At 69.9% G+C, this 19,310-nt stretch carries 19 protein-coding genes; 7 read left to right on the top strand and 12 right to left on the bottom strand.

Annotation, left to right across the window (positions count from 1 at the left end; all coding sequences use genetic code 11):
* The first annotated feature begins 118 nt into the window (after positions 1-118).
* Positions 119-913, top strand: a complete 795-nt coding sequence (locus tag D892_RS0112525) for a thioesterase family protein (RefSeq protein WP_036568776.1) — start codon at positions 119-121, stop codon at positions 911-913.
* Between the two features lie 15 nt (positions 914-928).
* Here the strand turns inward: D892_RS0112525 and D892_RS0112520 are convergent, their stop codons facing one another.
* The 7 genes from D892_RS0112520 to D892_RS41020 all read right to left on the bottom strand — a co-directional run bounded on the left by D892_RS0112520 (position 929) and on the right by D892_RS41020 (position 8,285).
* Positions 929-1,498, bottom strand: coding sequence for a putative glycolipid-binding domain-containing protein (locus D892_RS0112520; RefSeq protein ID WP_024801565.1), 570 nt, complete (start codon positions 1,496-1,498; stop codon positions 929-931).
* A 49-nt stretch (positions 1,499-1,547) separates the two neighbouring features.
* A complete protein-coding gene (locus D892_RS0112515; protein WP_036566980.1) occupies positions 1,548-2,054 on the bottom strand; it encodes a DM13 domain-containing protein in 507 nt (168 codons plus the stop codon).
* A 64-nt stretch (positions 2,055-2,118) separates the two neighbouring features.
* On the bottom strand, positions 2,119-3,072 hold the full coding sequence (locus tag D892_RS0112510) for an NAD(P)-dependent alcohol dehydrogenase (RefSeq protein WP_024801563.1): 954 nt from the start codon (positions 3,070-3,072) through the stop codon (positions 2,119-2,121).
* Between the two features lie 89 nt (positions 3,073-3,161).
* Positions 3,162-5,063 carry a DUF4153 domain-containing protein gene (locus D892_RS41025; protein WP_024801562.1) on the bottom strand — a complete coding sequence of 634 codons (1,902 nt, stop codon included), beginning with the start codon at positions 5,061-5,063 and terminating at the stop codon, positions 3,162-3,164.
* Between the two features lie 184 nt (positions 5,064-5,247).
* The gene (locus tag D892_RS0112500) at positions 5,248-6,267 is read right to left on the bottom strand and encodes a HAMP domain-containing sensor histidine kinase (protein WP_024801561.1); all 1,020 of its coding nucleotides are present in this window, start codon (positions 6,265-6,267) and stop codon (positions 5,248-5,250) included.
* A complete protein-coding gene (locus D892_RS0112495) occupies positions 6,264-6,956 on the bottom strand; it encodes a response regulator transcription factor (protein ID WP_084161044.1) in 693 nt (230 codons plus the stop codon). Before D892_RS0112495 ends, D892_RS0112500 begins: the two co-directional genes overlap by 4 nt.
* A gap of 90 nt (positions 6,957-7,046) precedes the next feature.
* Entirely contained in the window at positions 7,047-8,285 is a 1,239-nt protein-coding gene (locus D892_RS41020) for a class I SAM-dependent methyltransferase (protein ID WP_051499052.1), read from the bottom strand.
* 277 nt (positions 8,286-8,562) lie between these two features.
* Here D892_RS41020 and D892_RS0112485 point away from each other — a divergent pair, with 277 nt between their 5' ends.
* The gene (locus D892_RS0112485; protein ID WP_024801559.1) at positions 8,563-9,651 is read left to right on the top strand and encodes an ABC transporter ATP-binding protein; all 1,089 of its coding nucleotides are present in this window, start codon (positions 8,563-8,565) and stop codon (positions 9,649-9,651) included.
* Positions 9,652-9,758: 107 nt separating this feature from the next.
* Here D892_RS0112485 and D892_RS0112480 read toward each other — a convergent pair whose 3' ends face one another.
* A complete protein-coding gene (locus tag D892_RS0112480) occupies positions 9,759-10,250 on the bottom strand; it encodes a helix-turn-helix domain-containing protein (RefSeq protein ID WP_036568772.1) in 492 nt (163 codons plus the stop codon).
* Between the two features lie 108 nt (positions 10,251-10,358).
* Here D892_RS0112480 and D892_RS0112475 point away from each other — a divergent pair, with 108 nt between their 5' ends.
* Positions 10,359-11,528 carry a thiolase family protein gene (locus tag D892_RS0112475; RefSeq protein WP_024801557.1) on the top strand — a complete coding sequence of 390 codons (1,170 nt, stop codon included), beginning with the start codon at positions 10,359-10,361 and terminating at the stop codon, positions 11,526-11,528.
* Between the two features lie 28 nt (positions 11,529-11,556).
* Here the strand turns inward: D892_RS0112475 and D892_RS0112470 are convergent, their stop codons facing one another.
* Entirely contained in the window at positions 11,557-11,937 is a 381-nt protein-coding gene (locus tag D892_RS0112470; protein ID WP_156959479.1) for a hypothetical protein, read from the bottom strand.
* A gap of 246 nt (positions 11,938-12,183) precedes the next feature.
* Between D892_RS0112470 and D892_RS0112465 the strand changes: the two genes are divergently transcribed.
* Positions 12,184-13,158 carry an o-succinylbenzoate synthase gene (locus D892_RS0112465; RefSeq protein WP_024801555.1) on the top strand — a complete coding sequence of 325 codons (975 nt, stop codon included), beginning with the start codon at positions 12,184-12,186 and terminating at the stop codon, positions 13,156-13,158.
* Between the two features lie 196 nt (positions 13,159-13,354).
* Here D892_RS0112465 and D892_RS0112460 read toward each other — a convergent pair whose 3' ends face one another.
* From D892_RS0112460 to D892_RS0112450, 3 genes are all read right to left on the bottom strand, one after another.
* Positions 13,355-13,735, bottom strand: coding sequence for a hypothetical protein (locus tag D892_RS0112460; protein WP_024801554.1), 381 nt, complete (start codon positions 13,733-13,735; stop codon positions 13,355-13,357).
* A 444-nt stretch (positions 13,736-14,179) separates the two neighbouring features.
* Positions 14,180-14,692 (bottom strand): TIGR04338 family metallohydrolase, encoded by a 513-nt coding sequence (locus D892_RS0112455; protein ID WP_024801553.1) that lies wholly within the window; start codon positions 14,690-14,692, stop codon positions 14,180-14,182.
* A 173-nt stretch (positions 14,693-14,865) separates the two neighbouring features.
* Positions 14,866-15,702 carry a DUF2786 domain-containing protein gene (locus D892_RS0112450; RefSeq protein ID WP_036566977.1) on the bottom strand — a complete coding sequence of 279 codons (837 nt, stop codon included), beginning with the start codon at positions 15,700-15,702 and terminating at the stop codon, positions 14,866-14,868.
* A gap of 194 nt (positions 15,703-15,896) precedes the next feature.
* On the opposite strand from D892_RS0112450, the gene D892_RS0112445 reads away from it, so the two are divergent.
* The 3 genes from D892_RS0112445 to D892_RS0112435 all read left to right on the top strand — a co-directional run bounded on the left by D892_RS0112445 (position 15,897) and on the right by D892_RS0112435 (position 19,211).
* The gene (locus D892_RS0112445) at positions 15,897-17,219 is read left to right on the top strand and encodes an ABC transporter substrate-binding protein (protein ID WP_024801551.1); all 1,323 of its coding nucleotides are present in this window, start codon (positions 15,897-15,899) and stop codon (positions 17,217-17,219) included.
* A 154-nt stretch (positions 17,220-17,373) separates the two neighbouring features.
* Positions 17,374-18,309 carry a carbohydrate ABC transporter permease gene (locus D892_RS0112440; protein WP_036568771.1) on the top strand — a complete coding sequence of 312 codons (936 nt, stop codon included), beginning with the start codon at positions 17,374-17,376 and terminating at the stop codon, positions 18,307-18,309.
* Positions 18,309-19,211 (top strand): carbohydrate ABC transporter permease, encoded by a 903-nt coding sequence (locus D892_RS0112435; RefSeq protein ID WP_084161043.1) that lies wholly within the window; start codon positions 18,309-18,311, stop codon positions 19,209-19,211. Before D892_RS0112440 ends, D892_RS0112435 begins: the two co-directional genes overlap by 1 nt.
* The last annotated feature ends 99 nt before the right edge of the window (positions 19,212-19,310 follow it).

Here is a 19,310-nt window from a genome sequence, read left to right as displayed (position 1 = left end):
CGGCACGGCCTCCTCGTCGGGGTCCGAGCGGTAACCGGCGGGTTGGTAGGTTTGCCCCGTGAGCCGAGTGCACGAGACGGACCGGGCCGACGGATCGACGGCGGGCGATCATCGGGAGATCCGGCCCTACTACCTGTCGGGGAGATCGTCCGAGGCCGGGTTCGAGCGGTATCTGGCGACCGAATCGACGGTGAGCGTCTGGGCCGCCACCATGCAGCACGGTGCGCCGCCGTCGGCGCTGCTGGGGCGCGCGATCGAACGGTGTGGTCCGCGGGACGGGGCGCGGGTGGCGCGGATGACCATGGAGATCCTGGGGCCGATTCCGGTGGCCGAGATCGACGTTCGCGCCTGGGTCGAGCGGCCCGGCAAGCGGGTCGAGCTCGTGGCCGCCGAACTCGTGGCCGCCCGGCCCGACGGCTCCCGCCGCGTGGTCGCCACCGCCCGCGCGTGGCGCATCGCGACGTCGGACACGACGGCGGTCACCCTGGCCGCGGATGCTCCGCTGCCGCCGGTTCCGGCGGCGCCGGATGCCGACTCGACGATCCCGTCCGGGTGGCATGTCGGGTATGTGAAGACGGTCGATCTCCGGTCCCTCGACGGCGGGCGACGGGTGTGGGTGCGGCCGCGCACCGCCGTGGTCGACGACGAGCGGATGAGCCCGCTGGTCCGCACCCTGGCCGTCGCGGATATCGCCAATGGCGTCGGGGCGCGGCTCGATCCGGAGAAGTGGACCTTCCTCAACACGGATCTCACCGTCGACCTGTTCCGAAACCCGAACGGCGAGTGGATCGGCCTGGACGTGCAGACCTCCCTCGGCCCCGACGGTGTCGGCCTGTGCTCGACCGTGCTGCACGACGAGCAGGGCCCGATCGGCCGTGCGCTGCAAACCCTCGAGGTGCGCGCCCGCGACTGATGCGGCGCACGATCGTCAGGTGATGCGGGTGGCGAGGCCGGGGTAGTTCAGGATCAGGCCGAATTGGTCGTACGTCAGGCGACAGGCCACCCCGAACTCCGGTGCGGTGTAGTCGTAATGCCGTTCGGTGGAACGGGTATAGGTCTGTTCCAAACGCTCCACCGCCGGCCCGGCCGCACGGACGTAGGCCGCCGGTGCGGACATCGCGCGGCCGGTTTCCAGGCGCAACCGGTGCACGGGAAAGGTGTTGGTCATTGCCGAGGCCTCCAGATCCAGGTCCAGGCAGCCCTCCAGCCGGGGCGCGGGGGCACCGTCGATGTGCCAGCCGCCCACCCCGTCCGCCTCGATCACCGTGACCGTGGTGGCGCCGCGGGAACGACTCGTGATCCGCGCGTACCGGGTCACCCAGGATTCGTCCAGGCGGATCAGGTAATCCACGACCCAGGGCGTCCCGTCCTCGGTGGCCGTGGTGGTGCCTTCGACTTGCAGGCCGCGCTCGTCATCGGCGAAGAACGCGGCCTCGAATCCCACGCGCGCTCCTTCGTGCCGCCAGGAAGCGACGGTGGGCAGAGCGGTCGACGACACGGCGGCCTCCTCGGAAACAACCTATACACCAAGGTTTTTCGGTAATCGTTCAGGGTTGGACGAGGGCCGCCGCGCCGAACGACACGCTGAACCGTTCGCACCAGATCGTCACCGTGTCGAAGCCGGTCGGGTCCGTCCCGGCGGGCACCTGATAGTTCTGGTTGCCCTGGTTGCCCTTCAGCGCGCCGAGGTCGATGTACCGCCCGTCGTCGAGGTTGTGCCAGTCGTCCGGCCGCACCGGCTGATCGCTGAGCCAGACGTGCAGGGCGGGTCCGTCGGAGGTGCGCAGGTCGCTGATCCGCAGCGTCGCCGTGCCGTCCGGCGCGCGTTGCAGACTCGCCGAGCCGGAGGTCGAATGCTCATGAGAGACAAAGGTTCCCATCGCGACCACCGGCGGAGCCTGACCGTCGGCCGCCACCACGGCGGCCTCGTCCACCCGGACCGTGGTGAACAACCGCCAGGGCTGGAACAGATAGAGTCCGATCGCCAGCGCGAAGACCAGGCAGATCGCGAAGCCGGCCAGCAGCCGGGGCCGGGACAGTCGTATCGAGGACATGCCTCTCAGTGCCCCTCTCGGCGCGCGGCGTTACAGCGCGGGCGCGGAACTATCCTCTTCCGGCTCACGGGATCTCGACTACGACCTTGCCGAGGGCCCGCCCCTCGCCGACGTGCGCCAGGGCCTCGGGCACCTCGTCGAGGGAGAAACTGCGGTCGATACGGATGCCGACCCGGCCGGCGACGCACTGTTCGGCGAGCGGAACGAAGTGCGGCGGGCCCGGTTTCACGACCAGGACCCCCAGGTGGCGGCCGGTCACGGCGCCGACCAGCGCTCCGGCCGTCACGAGCCGCAGCAGTACCCGCGTGGTACCCCCGACACAGCGGTACCGGCCACCGCGGGCGAGCGCCCTTCGGTACGCGAACACCGAGCGGTAGCCCACGAGATCGAGCACGAGGTCGTACGGCCCGGTTGCGGTGAAATCCCGAGTGCGATAGTCGATCACCTCGTCGGCCCCGACCGAGCGCATGAACTCCAGCTTGGCGCCGTTGTCCACCCCGGTCACGTGCGCGCCGGCGTTCTTGGCGAGTGGGATCGCGAACGCCCCCGAGCCGCCGCCCGCCCCGTTGATCAGCACCGACGTGCCGGGACCGGCGCCCGCCGTGCCCTGCAGCGCGATCGCCCCGGCCTGCGGCAGCGTCGACGCCTCGGCGAACGTCAGCGACTCCGGCTTGCGGGCCAAGGCCGACTCGGGAGCCACCGCGTACTCGGCGAAACCTCCCTTGAGCGAAAGGTTGTCACCATAGACCTCGTCACCGAGCCGGAACCGGGTGACAGCGGAGCCCACGGCCTCGACCCGTCCGGCGATGTCGGAACCGAGAATCCGCCGCCCCGGCGCCCGCAATCCGTCGATACGCGAATAGAACGGCTTCCCCCGCAGGCACTCCCAGTCCGACAGGTTGAGCGAGGTGGCATGGACCCGGACGAGGACCTGCTTCTCGTTCGGCGCAGGTACCGGCACCTCCGCGATCGACAGCACCTCCGGGCCACCGTAGCGGCCGTAGACGACGGCCCTCACGATGTTCCACGATCCGGCACGGACCGACAGACTGGCATGGCATCCAGACTATGCGAGAACGGCCCGGACGGTGTGTGTTCCGAGGTTTATCAGCGCAGCCCTTCGCGCGCGAGATTCCAGCTCTGCCAACCGGATCCGTCCGAATGCGCACGTATCGCCTCGAGTACCGGTGCGCGCTGTGGTTCCGGCAGCCGGGCCACCGCGGGGGCGAGGTCGGCGGACAGGCCGCTCAGGTACACGGTGTCGATGTTCTTGCCCGCCTGCCGGCGATCGATGTTCCGGTCGGCGATCAGGCGCTCCGGATTCACGACGGCCAGCGCCAGCAGGGTCACCGCCGCCGTGCCGATCACCGCCCGCGGTAGCCACCGCCTGCGCAACCGGATCAGCCCGGCGAGCACCAGCACGTACACCAGGCCGATCCACAGCTCGCACACCTCCACCAGCAGGCGCAGCACGGTGAAACCGTAGGCCTGCTGGTAGGTCCACATGCGGTAGAGCGCGGAGGCGATGATCACCAGGGTCAGCACCGCCACCGCACCGAGCAGGGCGCGCAACCGGTTGCGGTCGGTACCGCGATCCTGCACGGCCCATCGCAGTACGGCGGCGATCACCGCCAACGTCAGGATCGTCACCGCCGACAGCTGCCAGAACCCCTGGCGCGCGTGCTCGGCATAGGTGAGGCCGGCGGTGCGCTGCACATAGTCGTCGCCGCCGAACAGCGTGGCCAGCTGGACGGCCACGAAGACCGCGAACAGCACGGTCAGCGTGCCCACCGGCAGCGCCCACTCCGCGGTTCGCCATCGGAGTCCGCGCCGATCGGCGCCTTCCTGCCGAGTCGCGGGCGGCGGCGGGCCGGCCAGCAGATACAGCGCGCCGGCGACCACACCCGCGGCAATCCCGAACGCCGCCAGTCCCTTTGCCGCCGACGCCGCATCCAGATCCGGTACCGCCGCGCTCAGCAGGCTCGCGAAGACGGCGTCCGCTCCCGCCAGCAGCGGTACGAACACCGCGAGCATGACCACGGTCACCGCCAGCGACACCCCGACTCGCACGCCCCGCGTTCCGCCGCCGCGACTCGAGGCGGCACGGAACAGCCACGGCGGCACCGTCAGGGCCGACCACGGCACGGCGAACGCATCGAACCACATGCCGAACGCCGACCGCCGGCCCACCAGAGCCAGCGATCCGGTCACCGTCGCGGCCGCGAGGCAGCAGGCGAACAGCCAGCCCGAGGCCCGCCAAGTACCCACCGACAACAGCGCCACAGTGAGAGCAGCCCACCATCGACGTCCTCGATACGGCTGTGGCGCAACCGGTTCGGCGGTGCCGGCTTCCCTGTCGGCCCCCTCGGGTTCCGTGCGCGGCGTGCCGGGAACAGCGGTGGCCGATTCCAGGGCGGACTCGTCGGCGTTCGGCTCGGTGCTCGTCTGGTCGGCGTTCGGCTCGGTACCCGCTCGGTCGGCGGTCGCCTCGGTACCCGCTCGGTCGGCGGTCGCCTCGGTACCTTCTTGGTCGGCGGTCGCCTCGATGCCCGCGAGGATCTGTCGCCATACCCGAGTCTCGGGCGAGATATCGATCTCCGGCGTCTCGGTGCCCGGCCCCGATGCGGAAACGGCGGGGCGCGAGCACTCTTCCATGTCCGTCGCGTCCGGATCGCCAACGTCGTCGCCCGCCGGGCCGGACGTCGCCGTGCCGGGTTCGGAGGGATCGACAAGACGTTCCGCCGCCGGTTCTTTCGGGTCTTTCCTCGCCGGTCCCGGTTTCCAGATCTCGGCGTCTGCCTCGGCCTCGATGCCGGACGGTGCGACCGCCGGGGGCGGGTTCAGGGAAGTAGTGGCCGCCGCGCGCCGGGCACCGCGGTCGACAACAACAATCGCAGCGCCGCAGACCAGCGCGGCCAGCAGCCACCCGACACCGGGGCGATCGAGCGGAATCGCGATCGCGCCGGCGACGCCCGCGGCGACGGTCGCCGGTAGAACACCGCGGGGCACCGCGACCCGCGTCCATCGCGGGGGGATTCGTTGCGGCACCGGTCTCTTCGAAGATTCCGCCGGCGTGACCACGGGAGTCGGGACGGTTGTGGGCGGCATGGTGAATACCTCCGGTAGGCGTGCGGGATCGTCCCGCGACCGGTGGTGCGGTCCGGGATTCGGGAGAGGGGCGGGGACGGGGAAGCTACGGGGAAGGCAAGGTCACCCGGATTCGGGAACCGGGGTCCGCGACGGCGACGGTGCCGCCGTGCAGGCCGACGATCCACCGGGCGATGGCCAGGCCGAGGCCGGTGCCGCCGCCCTCGGAGCGCCCGCCGCGGGTGAATCGCTCGAACACCCGGGCCCGATCGGCCGGCGGGATGCCGGGACCCTCGTCGCTCACCTCGAGCACGACGCCGTCGGCGGTGGCGTAGGCCGCGAGACATACCGTGCCCCCGGCCGGTCCGTGCCGAGCGGCGTTGTCCAGCAAGTTCAGCAGCACCTGGTGCAGGCGCGCCCGATCGGCATGCACGAGGAGTTCGGGCCGCGCCGAGGTCGTCACCCGCACCCCGCGCCCCGCCGCGGCGACCGCCGCCTCGGCCTCGGCCACGACGTCGGCCAACAACCGCTCGACCCGGATGGTCTCGCGGTCCAGCGCGATCGCGCCCGCCTCGACGCTGGACAGCTGCAACAGCTCCGACACCAGCCGGCCCAGGCGCTCGGTCTGTGTCAGGGCGGTGCGCAACGTCTCCGGATCGGAGTCCGCCACCCCGTCCACGAGGTTCTCCAGCACGGCCGTCACCGCCGTGATCGGGGTGCGCAGTTCGTGCGACACATTGGCGATGAAGTCGCGGCGCTGCTGGTCGGCGGCGGCCAGATCGGCCGCCATCGTGTTGAACGCGTCGGCCAGCTGCCCCACCTCGTCGCGGGAGGTGGCCCGGACCCGGTGCGAGTAGTCGCCGTCGGCCATCCGCTGCGCCGCGACCGTCATCTCCCGCAGCGGACGGGTGATGCCGTGCGCCAAGATTTGCGACGTGACCAGCGCGATCAGCAACGCCACCACGGTCGTCAGCGGCGGGATCCAGCCGATCTGCACACTGAAGAACGCGAAGGCGAGACCGCCCGAGCACACCATCAGGATGGCCAGCTTCAGCTTGATCGAGCGGACCGGATCCAGCGGCCGGGGCAGCCGTGCCCCGATCCGGTCGGCGAGGGTCGAGGTCATCGCACCTCCAACGCGTATCCGACGCCGTGCACGGTGCGGATGAGATCCGCACCGAGCTTGCGCCGCAAGGCTTTGACGTGGCTGTCGACGACCCGCGTTCCGGACGCGTCGGCCCATCCCCACACGTCACCGAGCAGTTGGTCGCGCGAGTACACCGCCCGCGGACGGCGCGCGAGATACGTCAGCAGCTCGAACTCCAAGGGCGTCAGCTGCTTTTCGGCGTCGGCACGCCACACCCGCCGCTGTTCGAGATCGATCCGCAGATCGCCGACGACCACGGCGGCATCGGAGCCGCCGGCCCGCGCGACCCGGCGCAGCAGCGCGTTGACCCGCGCGGTGAGCACGCGCATCGAGAACGGTTTCGTCAGGTAGTCGTCGGCGCCCACGCCGAGCCCGACCAGCATGTCGGTCTCGTCCGCGCGGGCGGTGAGCATCAGCACCGGAATCGGCCGCTGGGCCTGGATGCGCCGGCACACCTCGAGTCCGTCGAAGCCGGGCAGCATGAGGTCGAGCACCACCAGATCCGGCGCGTGGGCCTCGGCGGCGGCGACCCCGGCCGGTCCGTCACAGGCAATGGTGACCTCGAACCCCGTGGCACGCAGCCGCACGGCGATCGAGTCCGCGATCGCCGGCTCGTCCTCGACGACGAGAATCCGGCGCCCGCCGCGGTGCGGGTGGATCGGTTCCATACCCTGAGACCCTAAGGACCGACGGTGGAGATGGTTTGCGCCGAATGTGTGGATTCTGTGCAGGACTCACCGAACCGGCCACGCTCCCGCTCACGGCCGCCGGGCAACGGTGTGGGTGACGCTCATATTGCGCATCTCGCAGCCGACCACCGACATCGCGGCGAACAGCCGCCAGGCGCGGGCCCGCTGTTCGCCGATCGCCGAGACCGCAGCGTCCCAGTTCTCCTCGATATTGCGCAGCCAGGCCCGGTGGCTCGCGGTGAAGTGGTCGCGCAGGTCCTCGACCGTGTGCACGTCGAAGCCGGCCGACTCGAGGCAGTCGATCGCGGACGTGCGCGTGGGAATGTCGATCTCCGGGAAGATGTATGCGGTGATGAATCCGGAAAACCGTTGGAACAGACGGCCTCTGCGCGATGCCGTGATCTCGTGGCAGAACAGCCGGCCGCCGGGCCGCAGCAGGTCGTATGCCGTGCGCGCGTGCGCGCGGCGGGCCCGGGCGTCCAGGTGGAAGGTCATCTCGATGCTGGAGACCGCGTCGAACGGCCCGTCGGTGATGTCGCGGTAATCGCACAGCCGGATATCGACCCGATCGGAAACTCCGCACCGGCCGGCGAGTTCGCGCGCGTAGCGGGCCTGGTTGCGCGCCAGGGTCACGCCCACCACGTCGACGCCGTAATGCTGGGCCGCGTGGACGGCCAGAGCGCCCCAGCCGCAACCGATGTCGAGCAGCCGCATCCCGGGTTGCAGTTCCAGGCGTTCACAGACCCGATCCAGCTTGGCGAGCTGCGCCGCCTCCAGGTCGGTCGATTGTGCCGGGGACTTCCAGACGGCGCCCGAGTACACCATCGACGGGCCCAGCATCAGCCGGTAGAACTCGTCGTCCAGGTCGTAGTGGTGCCGGACGGCCGCCGCACCCCGCAGCCCGGCCCGGGCCACCTCCGTGGCGGGCGGCCGCGGCGGCAGCCCGACACCCCCGGAGTGGCGCAGCAGATCCGCGATGGCGGCCAATGCGGCCAGCCGCGCCAGGGTCGGCCGGACCCGCGGGGCCAGCAGATCGTCGAACGCATGCCCGGTGGCGCCCATGAACTCCCGGACGACGTCGACGAGACCACCCTCGATGTCGAGATCACCGCTGACGTAGGCCCGTGCCACACCGAGATCCCCCGGCCGAAACAACATCCACCGCAAGGCATTCCGATTGCGAAACACCACCACCGGCCCGTCCTCCCCAGCCGCACTGCCGTCCCACAGCCGAAGCCGGAGCCGCACGGATCCATCCGCGATCGTCTCCGCGATACGCAGCAGTCGATGTGCAGAGGTATCGATCATCTCGGCTCCCTGTCGATGATGGCGGCGGCCGGGCCCGAGCCGAGGCACAGGTGGTCGGGGATAGATCGAAATTAACCCCCCGAAACAGTCTTTCGAGCATCGCCCGGGAACCGTCCGGTAATCGCGAGAACGGACCCGGAAACGTTCACGCCCGACACGGGACGTTCACCCACCCGCCCGGCACCGGCCCAGTAAGATCGCTGCCTGCGGCCTGGCCGCACCCACCCTCTACTCGGATCGTCCGGCACGTTCCTGCCGGTGAAGGGATTGATTCACGATGGCCACGGTCACCTTCGACCGCGCGACCCGGGTGTACCCGGGCGCCACCACACCCGCCGTCGACAAGCTGGACCTGGAGATCGCCGACGGCGAGTTCCTGGTCCTCGTCGGCCCGTCCGGCTGCGGCAAGTCCACCTCGCTGCGCATGCTCGCGGGGCTCGAGGACGTCGACGGCGGGCGCATCCTGATCGGCGACAAGGACGTCACCGACGCCGAGCCCAAGGAGCGCGACATCGCGATGGTGTTCCAGAACTACGCGCTCTACCCGCACATGACGGTCGCGGAGAACATGGGCTTCGCGCTGAAGATGGCCAAGGTGCCCAAGGTGGAGAAGGAGCAGCGCGTGCGCGAGGCCGCCGAGCTGCTGGATCTGACGCAGTACCTGGACCGCAAGCCCAAGCAGCTGTCCGGCGGTCAGCGCCAGCGGGTGGCGATGGGCCGGGCCATCGTGCGGCAGCCGCAGGTGTTCCTGATGGACGAGCCGCTGTCGAACCTGGACGCCAAGCTGCGCGTGCAGACCCGCACCCAGATCGCGCAGTTGCAGCGCCGGCTCGCCACCACCACGGTCTACGTCACCCACGACCAGGTCGAGGCGATGACGATGGGCGACCGGGTGGCCGTGCTGAAAGACGGTGTGCTGCAACAGTGTGCGACCCCGCGCGACCTGTACCGGGATCCGGCGAACCTGTTCGTCGCCGGTTTCATGGGGTCGCCGGCGATGAACCTGTTCACGCTGCCGGTGCAGGCCGAGGGCGTGACGCTGGGCGGCCACACGCTGCCGGTGCCCCGCACGGTCACCGACGCGGTCGAGGGAACCGTGGAGGTCGGCATCCGGCCGGAACATTTCGAACTCGCCGGAACGGGTGACGGCATCGCGATCGAGATCGACGTGGTCGAGGAGCTCGGCTCCGACGCCTACATCTACGGCCGCACCCTCGGCGAGGACGGTACGCCGGGTACGGGCGAGACCGTGGTCGCCCGGGCCGACTGGCGCAACCCGCCGGCCAAGGGCGACAAGCTCACGCTCACAGCGACTCCCGAGCACATCTACTTCTTCGCGCCGGCCGACGGCACGCGCCTGAACTGAGCGAGCGCGCCGGGCGGGCCACACCGGCGCCCGCCCGGCACACCCAACCGCCCGACATGCGCCACGCCCGGCACAGCTCGAGTCGCGGCCGTCGAAACATGTCGCCGTCAGGACTTGCGGCGGCGCCACTTCCGGTTCAGGCGGATGCGCAGATTCTCCAGCGGGACCTCGTTTCCCGCCGCGCTGCGGATCTCGACACGCACCGGCTCGCCGGTGGAATCCTCGAGGCGTTCCAGCGGCGCCTCAGCGTCCTGCAGGTACTTGTCGCCCCACTGCCACAGGGCGAACACCACCGGCAGCAGATCGCGGCCCATGTCGGTGAGCACGTATTCGTTCCGGGTCCGCTTGCCCTCCTCCCGATAGGGCCGCTTGCGGAGCAGGCCGGCCTCGGTGAGCTTGCGCAGCGCGGCCGAGGCGGCGGCATCGGTGATGCCCACTCGCGCGGCGAAACCGTCGAAACGCGTGGTGCCGTAGATGGTCTCGCGCAGGATGAGCAGCGCGGACCGGGTTCCGACGACATCCAGCGCCTTCACGATCGAGCAGTGCTCGGGCTTCCACGAACTCAGATCGCGCAGCGGTCCTTCCAGTACAGCCGACATGACGACGATCATAGCAATTCTGACTTGTGGCAACTATTGCCAGCGATTAATCTGACTATAGTTATTCCTAGTTAGATGTCGCACAGCCGCGGCACGGAAGGAATCGTCATGAGAGACGCAGTGATCGTCGAGGCCGTGCGCACCCCGATCGGGAAGGGCAAGGCCACCGGCGCCCTGCACGCGACGCACCCGGTGGATCTGTTCGCCCACACCCTGCGCGAGGTGGTGCGGCGCAGCGGCATCGACCCGGAACTGATCGACGACGTGATCGGCGGCGTGGTCACCCAGGCCGGCGAGCAGGCCGCCAACGTGACCAGGCGGGCCGTGCTCGCCGCCGGCTATCCGGAGTCCGTGCCCGCGACCACCGTCGACCGCCAGTGCGGCAGCAGCCAGCAGGCCATCCACTTCGCCGCCCAGGGCGTGATCGCGGGCGCCTACGACGTGGTGGTCGCCGCCGGGCTGGAGTCGATGAGCCGAATCCCGATGGGCGCCGGCGTGCTCGACGCGTCGGACCTCGACGGGATCGCCTTCCGGGAGCGTTATCCGGAAGACCTTGTCCCGCAGGGCATCAGCGCCGAGCTGATCGCGGCGCGATGGGGCATCGATCGCACCGCCATGGACGAGTTCTCACTCGCCAGCCATGAGAAGGCCGCGGCGGCAACCAAGAACGGTGCGTTCGAGCCCGAGCTCGCGCCGATCGGCGGGCTGACCGCCGACGAGGGCATCCGGGTCGGCAGCACCCTGGACACCCTGGCCGGCCTGCGCCCGGCGTATTACAACGAGCAATACGCGGCCCGGTTCCCGGAGATCGGCTGGAATGTCACCGCCGCCAACGCCAGCCAGATCAACGACGGCAGCGCCGCGGTACTGATCACGACCAGCGAGGTCGCCGCCCGGCTCGGCCTGACCCCGCTGGCCCGGGTGCACAGCGTCGCCGTCGCGGGCGACGATCCGCTGCTGATGCTGACCGCGGTGCTACCGGCGACTCGGAAGGTGTTGCGGCGGGCCGGTTTACAGCTGTCCGATATCGACCTGGTCGAGATCAACGAGGCGTTCGCCTCCGTCGTGCTGGCATGGCAGCGCGATACCGGGGCGGACCCGTCGCGGGTGAACGTCAACGGTGGTGCCATCGCGCTGGGGCACCCCCTCGGCGCCTCCGGCGCACGGCTGGCCACCACGCTGGTGCACGCCATGCGCGAGCGCGGCGCGCGCTACGGCCTGCAAACCATGTGCGAGGCAGGCGGTTTGGCGAACGCCACGATCTACGAACGGCTGTGAACGGGTAGCGGCCGCCACCGGAAACCGTTCAGCCGGTGACCTGTTCGGCGAGTGCCATTCCGACGAGGAACGACACCGGCACGAGCACCAGAGCGAGGGTGGGCCAGATCCATATCTGCCACCGTTTCACCGCGGCCAGGATCATCATCACCAGTCCGCCGCCGAGCGCGACGGCGGTTCCGCCCCAGGAGACCAGGATTCCCCAGGTGGCCAGCTCTTCGCGACAGCCCGACTCCGCCCCGCAGGAATCGCTCGCCATCGCGAAGAACGGTGTGATGGACGCGGCCAGCAGACCGGCCGCCACGGCGAGCACGTACAACACGATGGCCAGCACCAGATCCCAGGTTCGCATCGGCTGGGCCGCCGCGGTTGGTGGGTGAGCGGTGGAGCCGTATCCCGGATGAGCCATGGTTCCAGCATGGGCGACCGGCATGCGCCAGACATCCGAGAAACTACTCAGCGGCCGCTGCGATATTCGCCGGTCGCCGGGCCCGAGTCGCTGTCGCCCGATGTGTCCGAAGAACGCTGTGACCACCGTGACCGACCGAACCCACGGCGTCGGCTTCCCGCCCGCGCGAGAGCGGTCCGCGAGCATCCCACCCCGCCCGCACCAGGCGGAAACCAGTCGGCAGGCACGCCCATTAGGCTGGCGCGGATGAGCGACCTGCTGGATCCGGAGTCGGCCTACGTGTACGCGATCCCGCTGCGTACCCGCTTCCGCGGCATCACGGTCCGCGAGGGAGTGCTGATCGAGGGCCCGCTCGGCTGGGGCGAATTCTGCCCGTTCCCGGAGTACGACGACCGGGAAGCGGCGAACTGGCTGGCCACCACGGTCGAACAGGTCACCGCGGGGTGGCCCGAACCGGTCCGCGACCGCATTCCGGTCAACTGCACCGTGCCCGCCGTCAGCGCCGAGCGCGCCCATGCCATTGTCGCCGGATCGGGTTGCCGCACAGCCAAAGTCAAGATCGCCGATCACCCGGACGCACTGCCCGAGGATCTGGACCGGGTCGCCGCGGTGCGCGACGCGCTGGGCCCGGACGGCGCGATCCGCGTGGACGCCAACGCGGTGTGGGACGTCGAGACCGCGGTGCGGCAGATCGAGCGGATCGACCGCGCCGCAGGCGGTCTCGAATATGTGGAACAACCCTGCCGCACCATCGAGGAACTGGCGGAGGTCCGGCGCCGCGTCGACGTCCGCGTCGCCGCCGACGAATCCATCCGCCGCGCCGAGGACCCGCTGCGGGTGGCGGTCGCCGGCGCGGCCGACGTGGCGGTGCTCAAGTGCACCCCGCTCGGCGGAGTGCGCCGGGCGCTACGGGTCGCCGAGGCCGCCGGGCTGCCCTGCGTCGTCTCCTCCGCGCTGGAGACCAGCATCGGCCTGCCCGCCCAGCTGGCCCTCGCGGGCGCCCTCCCGGACCTGGAGTTCGCCTGCGGCCTGGGCACCGTCCGCCTGTTCGACGGCGACCTGATCACGGACTCGCTACTCCCCGAGAACGGCTCTTTACCAGTACCTCGGACCCCGCCACAACCCGATCCCGAACTGCTGCACCGCTTCCGCCACCCCGACCCGCAGCGAGAACGCTGGTGGCGCGACCGCCTCGACCGCGTGCGCCGACTGCTGGACTAGCACCCACCGGCATTCCGGCACGCACCCGAGCCCCGATCCGCCGGCGTCGCGCGAAAACGGCGGGCGATCAGCTCGGCCGGTCCGGGTGCAGGTCTTCGATATCGGCCACGCTCGCCGCGCCCGGGCCGAGGCTGCGGCCTCGACGACTCCGTTCAGTTGCTGTGCAGGCGCTCGGCGAACGGATCGGTACCGGCCGTCAGCACCAGGAGGCGTGCGGGCGGCATACCGCCCAGCCGCTGCCGTCCGGCTTCTGCACTCCGGTCCATGTCTTGGCGCGCGACTCGGTGCCGAGGGCGCGTTCCGGAGTGTTCTGGTTGTATCGGCCGCTGCGGTATTCGCGCCGGTTGTCCTGCTGTTCGAGGCGGTTCAGCACATTGGGGTTGGTGTGGTGGTAACCGCGCGGATCGATGTGGTGCCAGCCGCCGCCGTCGGTGTTGTTGCCGATCACACCCCTGCCGGTACCCGCGTGCGGACTCGCGGCATTGCCGGACCGGGGCCCGGGGTCGGCCCCGGCGGTGCCGCCCGCGAGTACTGTTCCGGCGGCCGCGGCCCCGATGACCAGGATCGATGCCGCCATGCGCGACAACCGTCGCGGCGGCTCCGTCGTCGACGATCCTCGCGGACCGCCGTCCGCCGCCGTCGTTCGCATGGGAAGTACACGTCGCATATCGGCCCCTTTGCCTCTGCTGTCGTGCGCTCTGGCCACCTAGTCGACAGAGCCCATCTACGTAGATGAATAGTACGTAAATAGATCGTACGTATCCAGACAGTAGATTGCCGCGAACGTGACCGAGACCATGCCGATGCCTCCACGCAGACAGGACCGGCTCACGCAGACAGGACCGACGTCTGCAGACGAGCGCCGGCCGACGGGGACGGATGTTGCCTCGCGGTTGCAGTGCCGCCTCCGCAAAGAGGGTCACGACTCACCGAGGCAGAGCGGCTCACACCAACGGGGACGACCCACGCAACAGATGCCGATCCACGACAATCCCCCGACTCGGCGGCGATCCGGCCGGATTCAGCCGAACCGGACGCCGCAGCCCAGCATGGTGGTGCGCAGCAGCAGCGCGGCCTCCGGGCCGATCACGCCGTCGACGAGATCCAGGTAGCGGGAGCAGAATTCGGGGCCGTGCGGAGCCAACTCGGCGCCGGCGGGTTCGAGGTGGTGGGCCAGTTCGTGCAAGATCACCAATTCCCTTAGGGCCCAGGCAGTTCCGCGGGCGTGCAGGGGCACCGCCAGCACGGCGCGCTCGGATTCGTAGTGCGCGGCCGTGGTTCCGCCCCGCTCGCGGACGGTGAGCGGCGTGCTCGCCCGATCCCATTGCGCGCGTATCCAATTCAGCGCCAGCACCCGATTCGCGTAGCGCTGCACCGATTCCACCGAGGCGAACCGCCGCTCGATCGGCAGCGTGATCTGCGAACCGTGCAGGTCCACCGTCCGCACCCCGTGCTCGTCGGCGCGTTCGAACATCCGCCGGACCAGGCCCTCGGCGTCATACACCCGGGCGCGCTGAGTATCCCGCGCAGCCATCACGCAGCCCCTCTCGACCGTGGATCGGCAGCCGGGACCGGGCTGTCCGCTGGGCATGCGACGCGCACCGGACAGCAGTCGCCGAGCCGTTGCCCGGGCCGGGGAGCGGCACCGCCGATGTGCGGCGGCTCATCCGAGCACATCACCCGGGCACCGGGACGGCCCGCCCGCCATCACGCCTCACCGGCGTCCAGTTGCCCGCGCGCCGCGCCCAGTTCGGGCGAGTTGCCCAGCCGCGCCGCCCGGCCCGCGCGATCGCCCGCGCGGCGTGCCGCGGCCGAATAGCCCGCCGACTCCTGCGGCCCCCGCCAGGTGCCGCGCGCCTCGGAGGTGCGGGTGTAGAAGTCCCGCAGTTCGAGTTCCTTGTCGCGCAGGGCGAGCGCGGTGCCCGGGTCGGCCGTCGGCTCCGCCCGCACCTCGGCCTCCACATCGGCCTTGACCTCGGACAGGCGCTTACCCACCCGGGCGGCGAATGCCATCTGGAAATTCAGCCGGGCCGTCACCGCGGCGACAGGGGCCTGAACGCGCCGTTGCACCTTTCGGCCCCAGCGGTTCTCGACGACGATCTTCTCCACCGTCGCAGATTTGTAGCGGCCGGACTTGATGTACTGGTCCGAGGCGCGCACCATTTGCACCAGCAGGCTCGCGTACAGCGCCTCGCAGGTGGTGATGTCGGTGTCGAAACCGTAGGCATACACCTGGGTGGACGAGCGGGCGACATCGCAGCGAACGTCATTGGCCGCCGCGATCGCCACGAAGAGCTGGACGTAGGTGCGCAACCCGCGCTTGCCCGCCTCGCCGATCGGAACGACCTTCTGGGTCGGCATCTTCCGGTGTTCGCGGCCGGCCACATGGGCGCGCGCCACCGTCAGGTCGATCGACGAACGGGTCGCCAGGCGCTGTGCGGCGGCGAGAAAGGCCTCGGCCTCGTGCTCGTTGTCGGTCGACTCGGCCTGGCGCAGCAGCCCACCGATCCGGGTGAGCAGTTTGTCGTGGGTCTGGGTCGACATCGCGGCCCAGGATACGAGAAAGGACCGACATCGCGGCGGGCGTACGGACCGCCCGGCCCCGGAAGCGATAGTGAAGTGTCACGACGTATGGGCCCGGAGCGGATGCCACATCGAACACCTCGGGCCGACAATGTATCTTGCCTTGTGCAACCGGCTGAGTGTGCTGGCGCTCACGTCTCGACCCTGGAGTATCAATGGCTGTGAACAAGGTGTCGTCGGCTTCGAACACAGTGCCGTCACGACGCTCGTCCCTGGTGTCTCGCGCCGCGCTGGCCGCTGTCTCGGCCGCGCTGCTGACAGCGACCTTCACCAGCGCCTGTTCGAGCGGCGGCGGGGACGACGCCGTCAACCAGAACATGAACGGCCGCGGGCCCATCACCTATGTGGAGGGCAAGGACACCACCGAGTCCGGCGCGGTGAAACAGCTGATCGAGCGCTGGAACGCCGCCCACCCGGACGAGAAGGTGACGTTCAAGGAGCAGTCCAACGACGCCTCCCAGCAGTACGACGACCTGGCCCAGCACATGCGGGCCAAGCAGTCCGACTACGACGTGATGGCGCTGGACGTGCCGTGGACCGCGGAGTTCGCCGCCAAGGGCTGGCTGCAGCCGCTGAAGGACTCCTTCGCCGTCGACACCGCCACGCTGCTGTCGCCGACGGTGGCCAGCGCCACCTACAAGGGCACCCTGTACGCGGCGCCGCGCAACACCAACGGCGGCCTGCTGTACTACCGCAAGGACCTGGTGCCGAACCCGCCGAAGACCTGGGCGGAGCTGCAGGGTACCTGCGGCGTCGCCCGCGACCGCCAGATCGGCTGCTACGCCGGGCAATTCGCCCCCTACGAGGGCCTGACGGTGAACTCCGCCGAGGTGATCAACGCCTACGGCGGCAGCTTCGTCGGGCCGGACGGCAAGACCCCGACGGTGGACAGCCCGGAGTCCCGCGCCGGCCTGCAGGTGCTCGTCGACGGCTACAAGAACGGCGAGATCCCGAAGGAGGCCATCTCCTTCAAGGAGCCGGAGAGCCAGAACGCCTTCGCCCAGGGCCAGTTGATGTACCTGCGCACCTGGCCGAACTTCTACGGCGTGGCCGAGGCCGACTCCTCGGCGGTGAAGGGCAATGTCGGCGTGGCGCCGCTGCCGGGCAAGGACGGCATCGGCGCGTCCACCCTCGGTGGCTACAACGCCGCCATCAGCGCCTACTCCAAGCACAAGGCCACCTCGCTGGACTTCCTGCGGTTCATGATCAGCGAAGAGGCCCAGCGGATCGTCGCGGAGGGCGCGTTCCCGCCGGTGCGGCAGTCGATGTACGACGACCCGGCGCTGATCGCGAAGTTCCCGTACCTGCCGGCGCTGAAGGATTCGATCGCCAGCGCTGTGCCGCGGCCGGTTACCCCCTACTATCCGGCAGTGTCGAAAGCCATCCAGGACAACGCCTATGCTGCCCTGACCGGAGCCAAATCCGTCGACGACGCGATCACCGGCATGCAGAAGGGCATTCAGGCGGCCGGGTCGTAGTCCGGTGATCGCGCGCGACGGAGAAGAACCACCCGAGCCAGCCCCGTAGGAGAGAAGTAACGTGTCAGATCCTTCGGGAGCGACCGACCTCGCGCCGCCCGCCGGACCACCGGCGGACCCGACCCCGGATCGGACGGCCGGATCCCGAAGGCCCCTGCGGGGTCCGGCGCGGGCGTGGTTGTTCGTCACGCCCGTGCTGCTCGCCCTGGCCGTCGTCATCGGTTATCCCGTGGTGCGGGCCGTCATCATGTCCTTCCAGAAGGACTCGGGGCTCAACGAGGCCACCGGGATGTTCGAGGAGGGCGGCTTCGCCGGGTTCGACAACTACACACACTGGCTGCTGCAGCAGTGCACGATTCCCGGCGGCGGCCTCGAGCCCTGTCCCACCGGCAATCTGGGTTCGCAGTTCTGGGTGGCCATCGGCATCACGCTGCTGTTCACGGTCGTGACGGTGACGCTGGAGGCCACCATCGGGCTGGGGATGGCCATGGTGATGGGCAAGACGTTCCGCGGCCGGGCGCTGCTGCGGGCGGCGGTGCTGATCCCGTGGGCGATCCCGACCGCGGTCACCGCCCGGCTGTGGGAGTTCATGTTCCAGTACGACGGCGTCGTGAATCGCGTGCTGGGCACCCACATCCTGTGGCAGACCGATCCGTGGTGGTCGCGGTTCGCGGTGATCATCGCCGACGTCTGGAAGACCACGCCGTTCATGGCGCTGCTGATTCTGGCCGGGCTGCAGGTGATTCCGGGCGACGTGTACGAGGCGGCGCGGGTGGACGGCGCCTCGGCCTGGCAGCGGTTCACTCAGATCACGCTGCCGCTGGTGAAGCCGGCGCTGCTGGTGGCGGTGCTGTTCCGCACCATGGACGCGCTGCGCCTGTACGACCTGCCCGCCATCATGACGCAGGGCAATCCCGCGACCCGGACGATCTCGATCCTGGTGGTCGACCAGGTGCGCCAGGGCCAGAACGGCGCCGCCGCGCTGTCGATCCTCACCTTCCTGCTGATCTTCGCGGTCGCCTTCGTGCTGGTGAAGGTGTTGGGCGCCAACGCCGTCGCCACCCAGGAAGAACAACGGAGGGCCCGCTGATGACCACGCTCACCGATGCGACTCCCGCGACCCCCGACGCCACCCCGGTCGCCGCGGCACCCGTGCCGTGGAGCAAGCGGCTGAAGTCGGCGCGCCTCTACGTCGGCGCGCTGATCGTGCTGGTGTGGGGGCTGGCGCCGTTCTACTGGATGGTGGTCACGGCCTTCCGCGACTCGGACTACACGTTCGACAACACGCCCTGGCCGACGCACATCACGCTGGAGAACTTCCGCAACGCCTTCGACACCACCCGCGGCAACGACTTCGGGCGGGCGGTCACCAACAGCGTCGTCATCGGCCTGGCCACCGCGGCCATCGCGCTGCTGATCGGGATGCTGGCCGCCTACGCCCTGGCGCGGCTCACCTTCCGCGGGAAGACGCTGGTGGCCGGGCTGGTGCTGAGCGCCTCGATGTTCCCGGTGGTGGTGCTGGTGACGCCGCTGTTCCAGCTGTTCACCGATATCGGCTGGATCGGGCACTACCAGGCCATGATCGTCCCGAACATCTCGTTCGTGCTGCCGCTGACCGTCTACATCCTGGCCTCGTTCTTCGCCGAGCTGCCGTGGGAGCTGGAGGAGGCCGCACGCATCGACGGCGCCACCCGATTCCAGGCGTTCCGGCTGGTCATGCTGCCGCTGGCCGCGCCGGCGGTGTTCACCACCGCCATCCTCGCCTTCATCGCCGCGGTGAACGAGTACCTGCTGGCCCGGCTGCTGTCGTCGGATTCCACCGAGCCGGTGACGGTGGCGATCGCGCGCTTCTCCGGCAACGATCCGCTGGTGCAGCCGTACGCGGCGATCATGGCGGCGGGCACCATCGTCACGGTGCCGCTGGTGATCATGGTGCTGATCTTCCAGCGCCGCATCATCTCGGGCCTGACCGCGGGCGGCGTGAAGAGCTGACCTCGGCCCCACCCCTGCCTGCCGCACCACCCCCCTGCCTGCCGCAACAGCCCCGTCCGCCACGGCACCCCCTGCCGCCGCGCCCCGATGAGATAGCCG

Origin of the sequence: Nocardia sp. BMG51109, assembly GCF_000526215.1 — a bacterium.
In the GTDB taxonomy this organism is placed as follows: Bacteria; Actinomycetota; Actinomycetes; order Mycobacteriales; family Mycobacteriaceae; genus Nocardia.
This window is presented reverse-complemented; position numbering and strand designations above follow the sequence as displayed.

Excerpts from the sequence above, each read along its gene's own strand:
- D892_RS0112515 (WP_036566980.1), bottom strand. The coding sequence starts at position 2,054 with ATGTCCTCGATACGACTGTCCCGGCCCCGGCTGCTGGCCGGCTTCGCG.
- D892_RS0112500 (WP_024801561.1), bottom strand. The coding sequence starts at position 6,267 with ATGACCTCGACCCTCGCCGACCGGATCGGGGCACGGCTGCCCCGGCCG.
- D892_RS0112495 (WP_084161044.1), bottom strand. The coding sequence starts at position 6,956 with ATGGAACCGATCCACCCGCACCGCGGCGGGCGCCGGATTCTCGTCGTC.
- D892_RS41020 (WP_051499052.1), bottom strand. The coding sequence starts at position 8,285 with ATGATCGATACCTCTGCACATCGACTGCTGCGTATCGCGGAGACGATC.
- D892_RS0112485 (WP_024801559.1), top strand. The coding sequence starts at position 8,563 with ATGGCCACGGTCACCTTCGACCGCGCGACCCGGGTGTACCCGGGCGCC.
- D892_RS0112480 (WP_036568772.1), bottom strand. The coding sequence starts at position 10,250 with ATGTCGGCTGTACTGGAAGGACCGCTGCGCGATCTGAGTTCGTGGAAG.
- D892_RS0112475 (WP_024801557.1), top strand. The coding sequence starts at position 10,359 with ATGAGAGACGCAGTGATCGTCGAGGCCGTGCGCACCCCGATCGGGAAG.
- D892_RS0112470 (WP_156959479.1), bottom strand. The coding sequence starts at position 11,937 with ATGGCTCATCCGGGATACGGCTCCACCGCTCACCCACCAACCGCGGCG.
- D892_RS0112465 (WP_024801555.1), top strand. The coding sequence starts at position 12,184 with ATGAGCGACCTGCTGGATCCGGAGTCGGCCTACGTGTACGCGATCCCG.
- D892_RS0112460 (WP_024801554.1), bottom strand. The coding sequence starts at position 13,735 with ATGGCGGCATCGATCCTGGTCATCGGGGCCGCGGCCGCCGGAACAGTA.
- D892_RS0112455 (WP_024801553.1), bottom strand. The coding sequence starts at position 14,692 with ATGGCTGCGCGGGATACTCAGCGCGCCCGGGTGTATGACGCCGAGGGC.
- D892_RS0112450 (WP_036566977.1), bottom strand. The coding sequence starts at position 15,702 with ATGTCGACCCAGACCCACGACAAACTGCTCACCCGGATCGGTGGGCTG.
- D892_RS0112445 (WP_024801551.1), top strand. The coding sequence starts at position 15,897 with ATGGCTGTGAACAAGGTGTCGTCGGCTTCGAACACAGTGCCGTCACGA.
- D892_RS0112435 (WP_084161043.1), top strand. The coding sequence starts at position 18,309 with ATGACCACGCTCACCGATGCGACTCCCGCGACCCCCGACGCCACCCCG.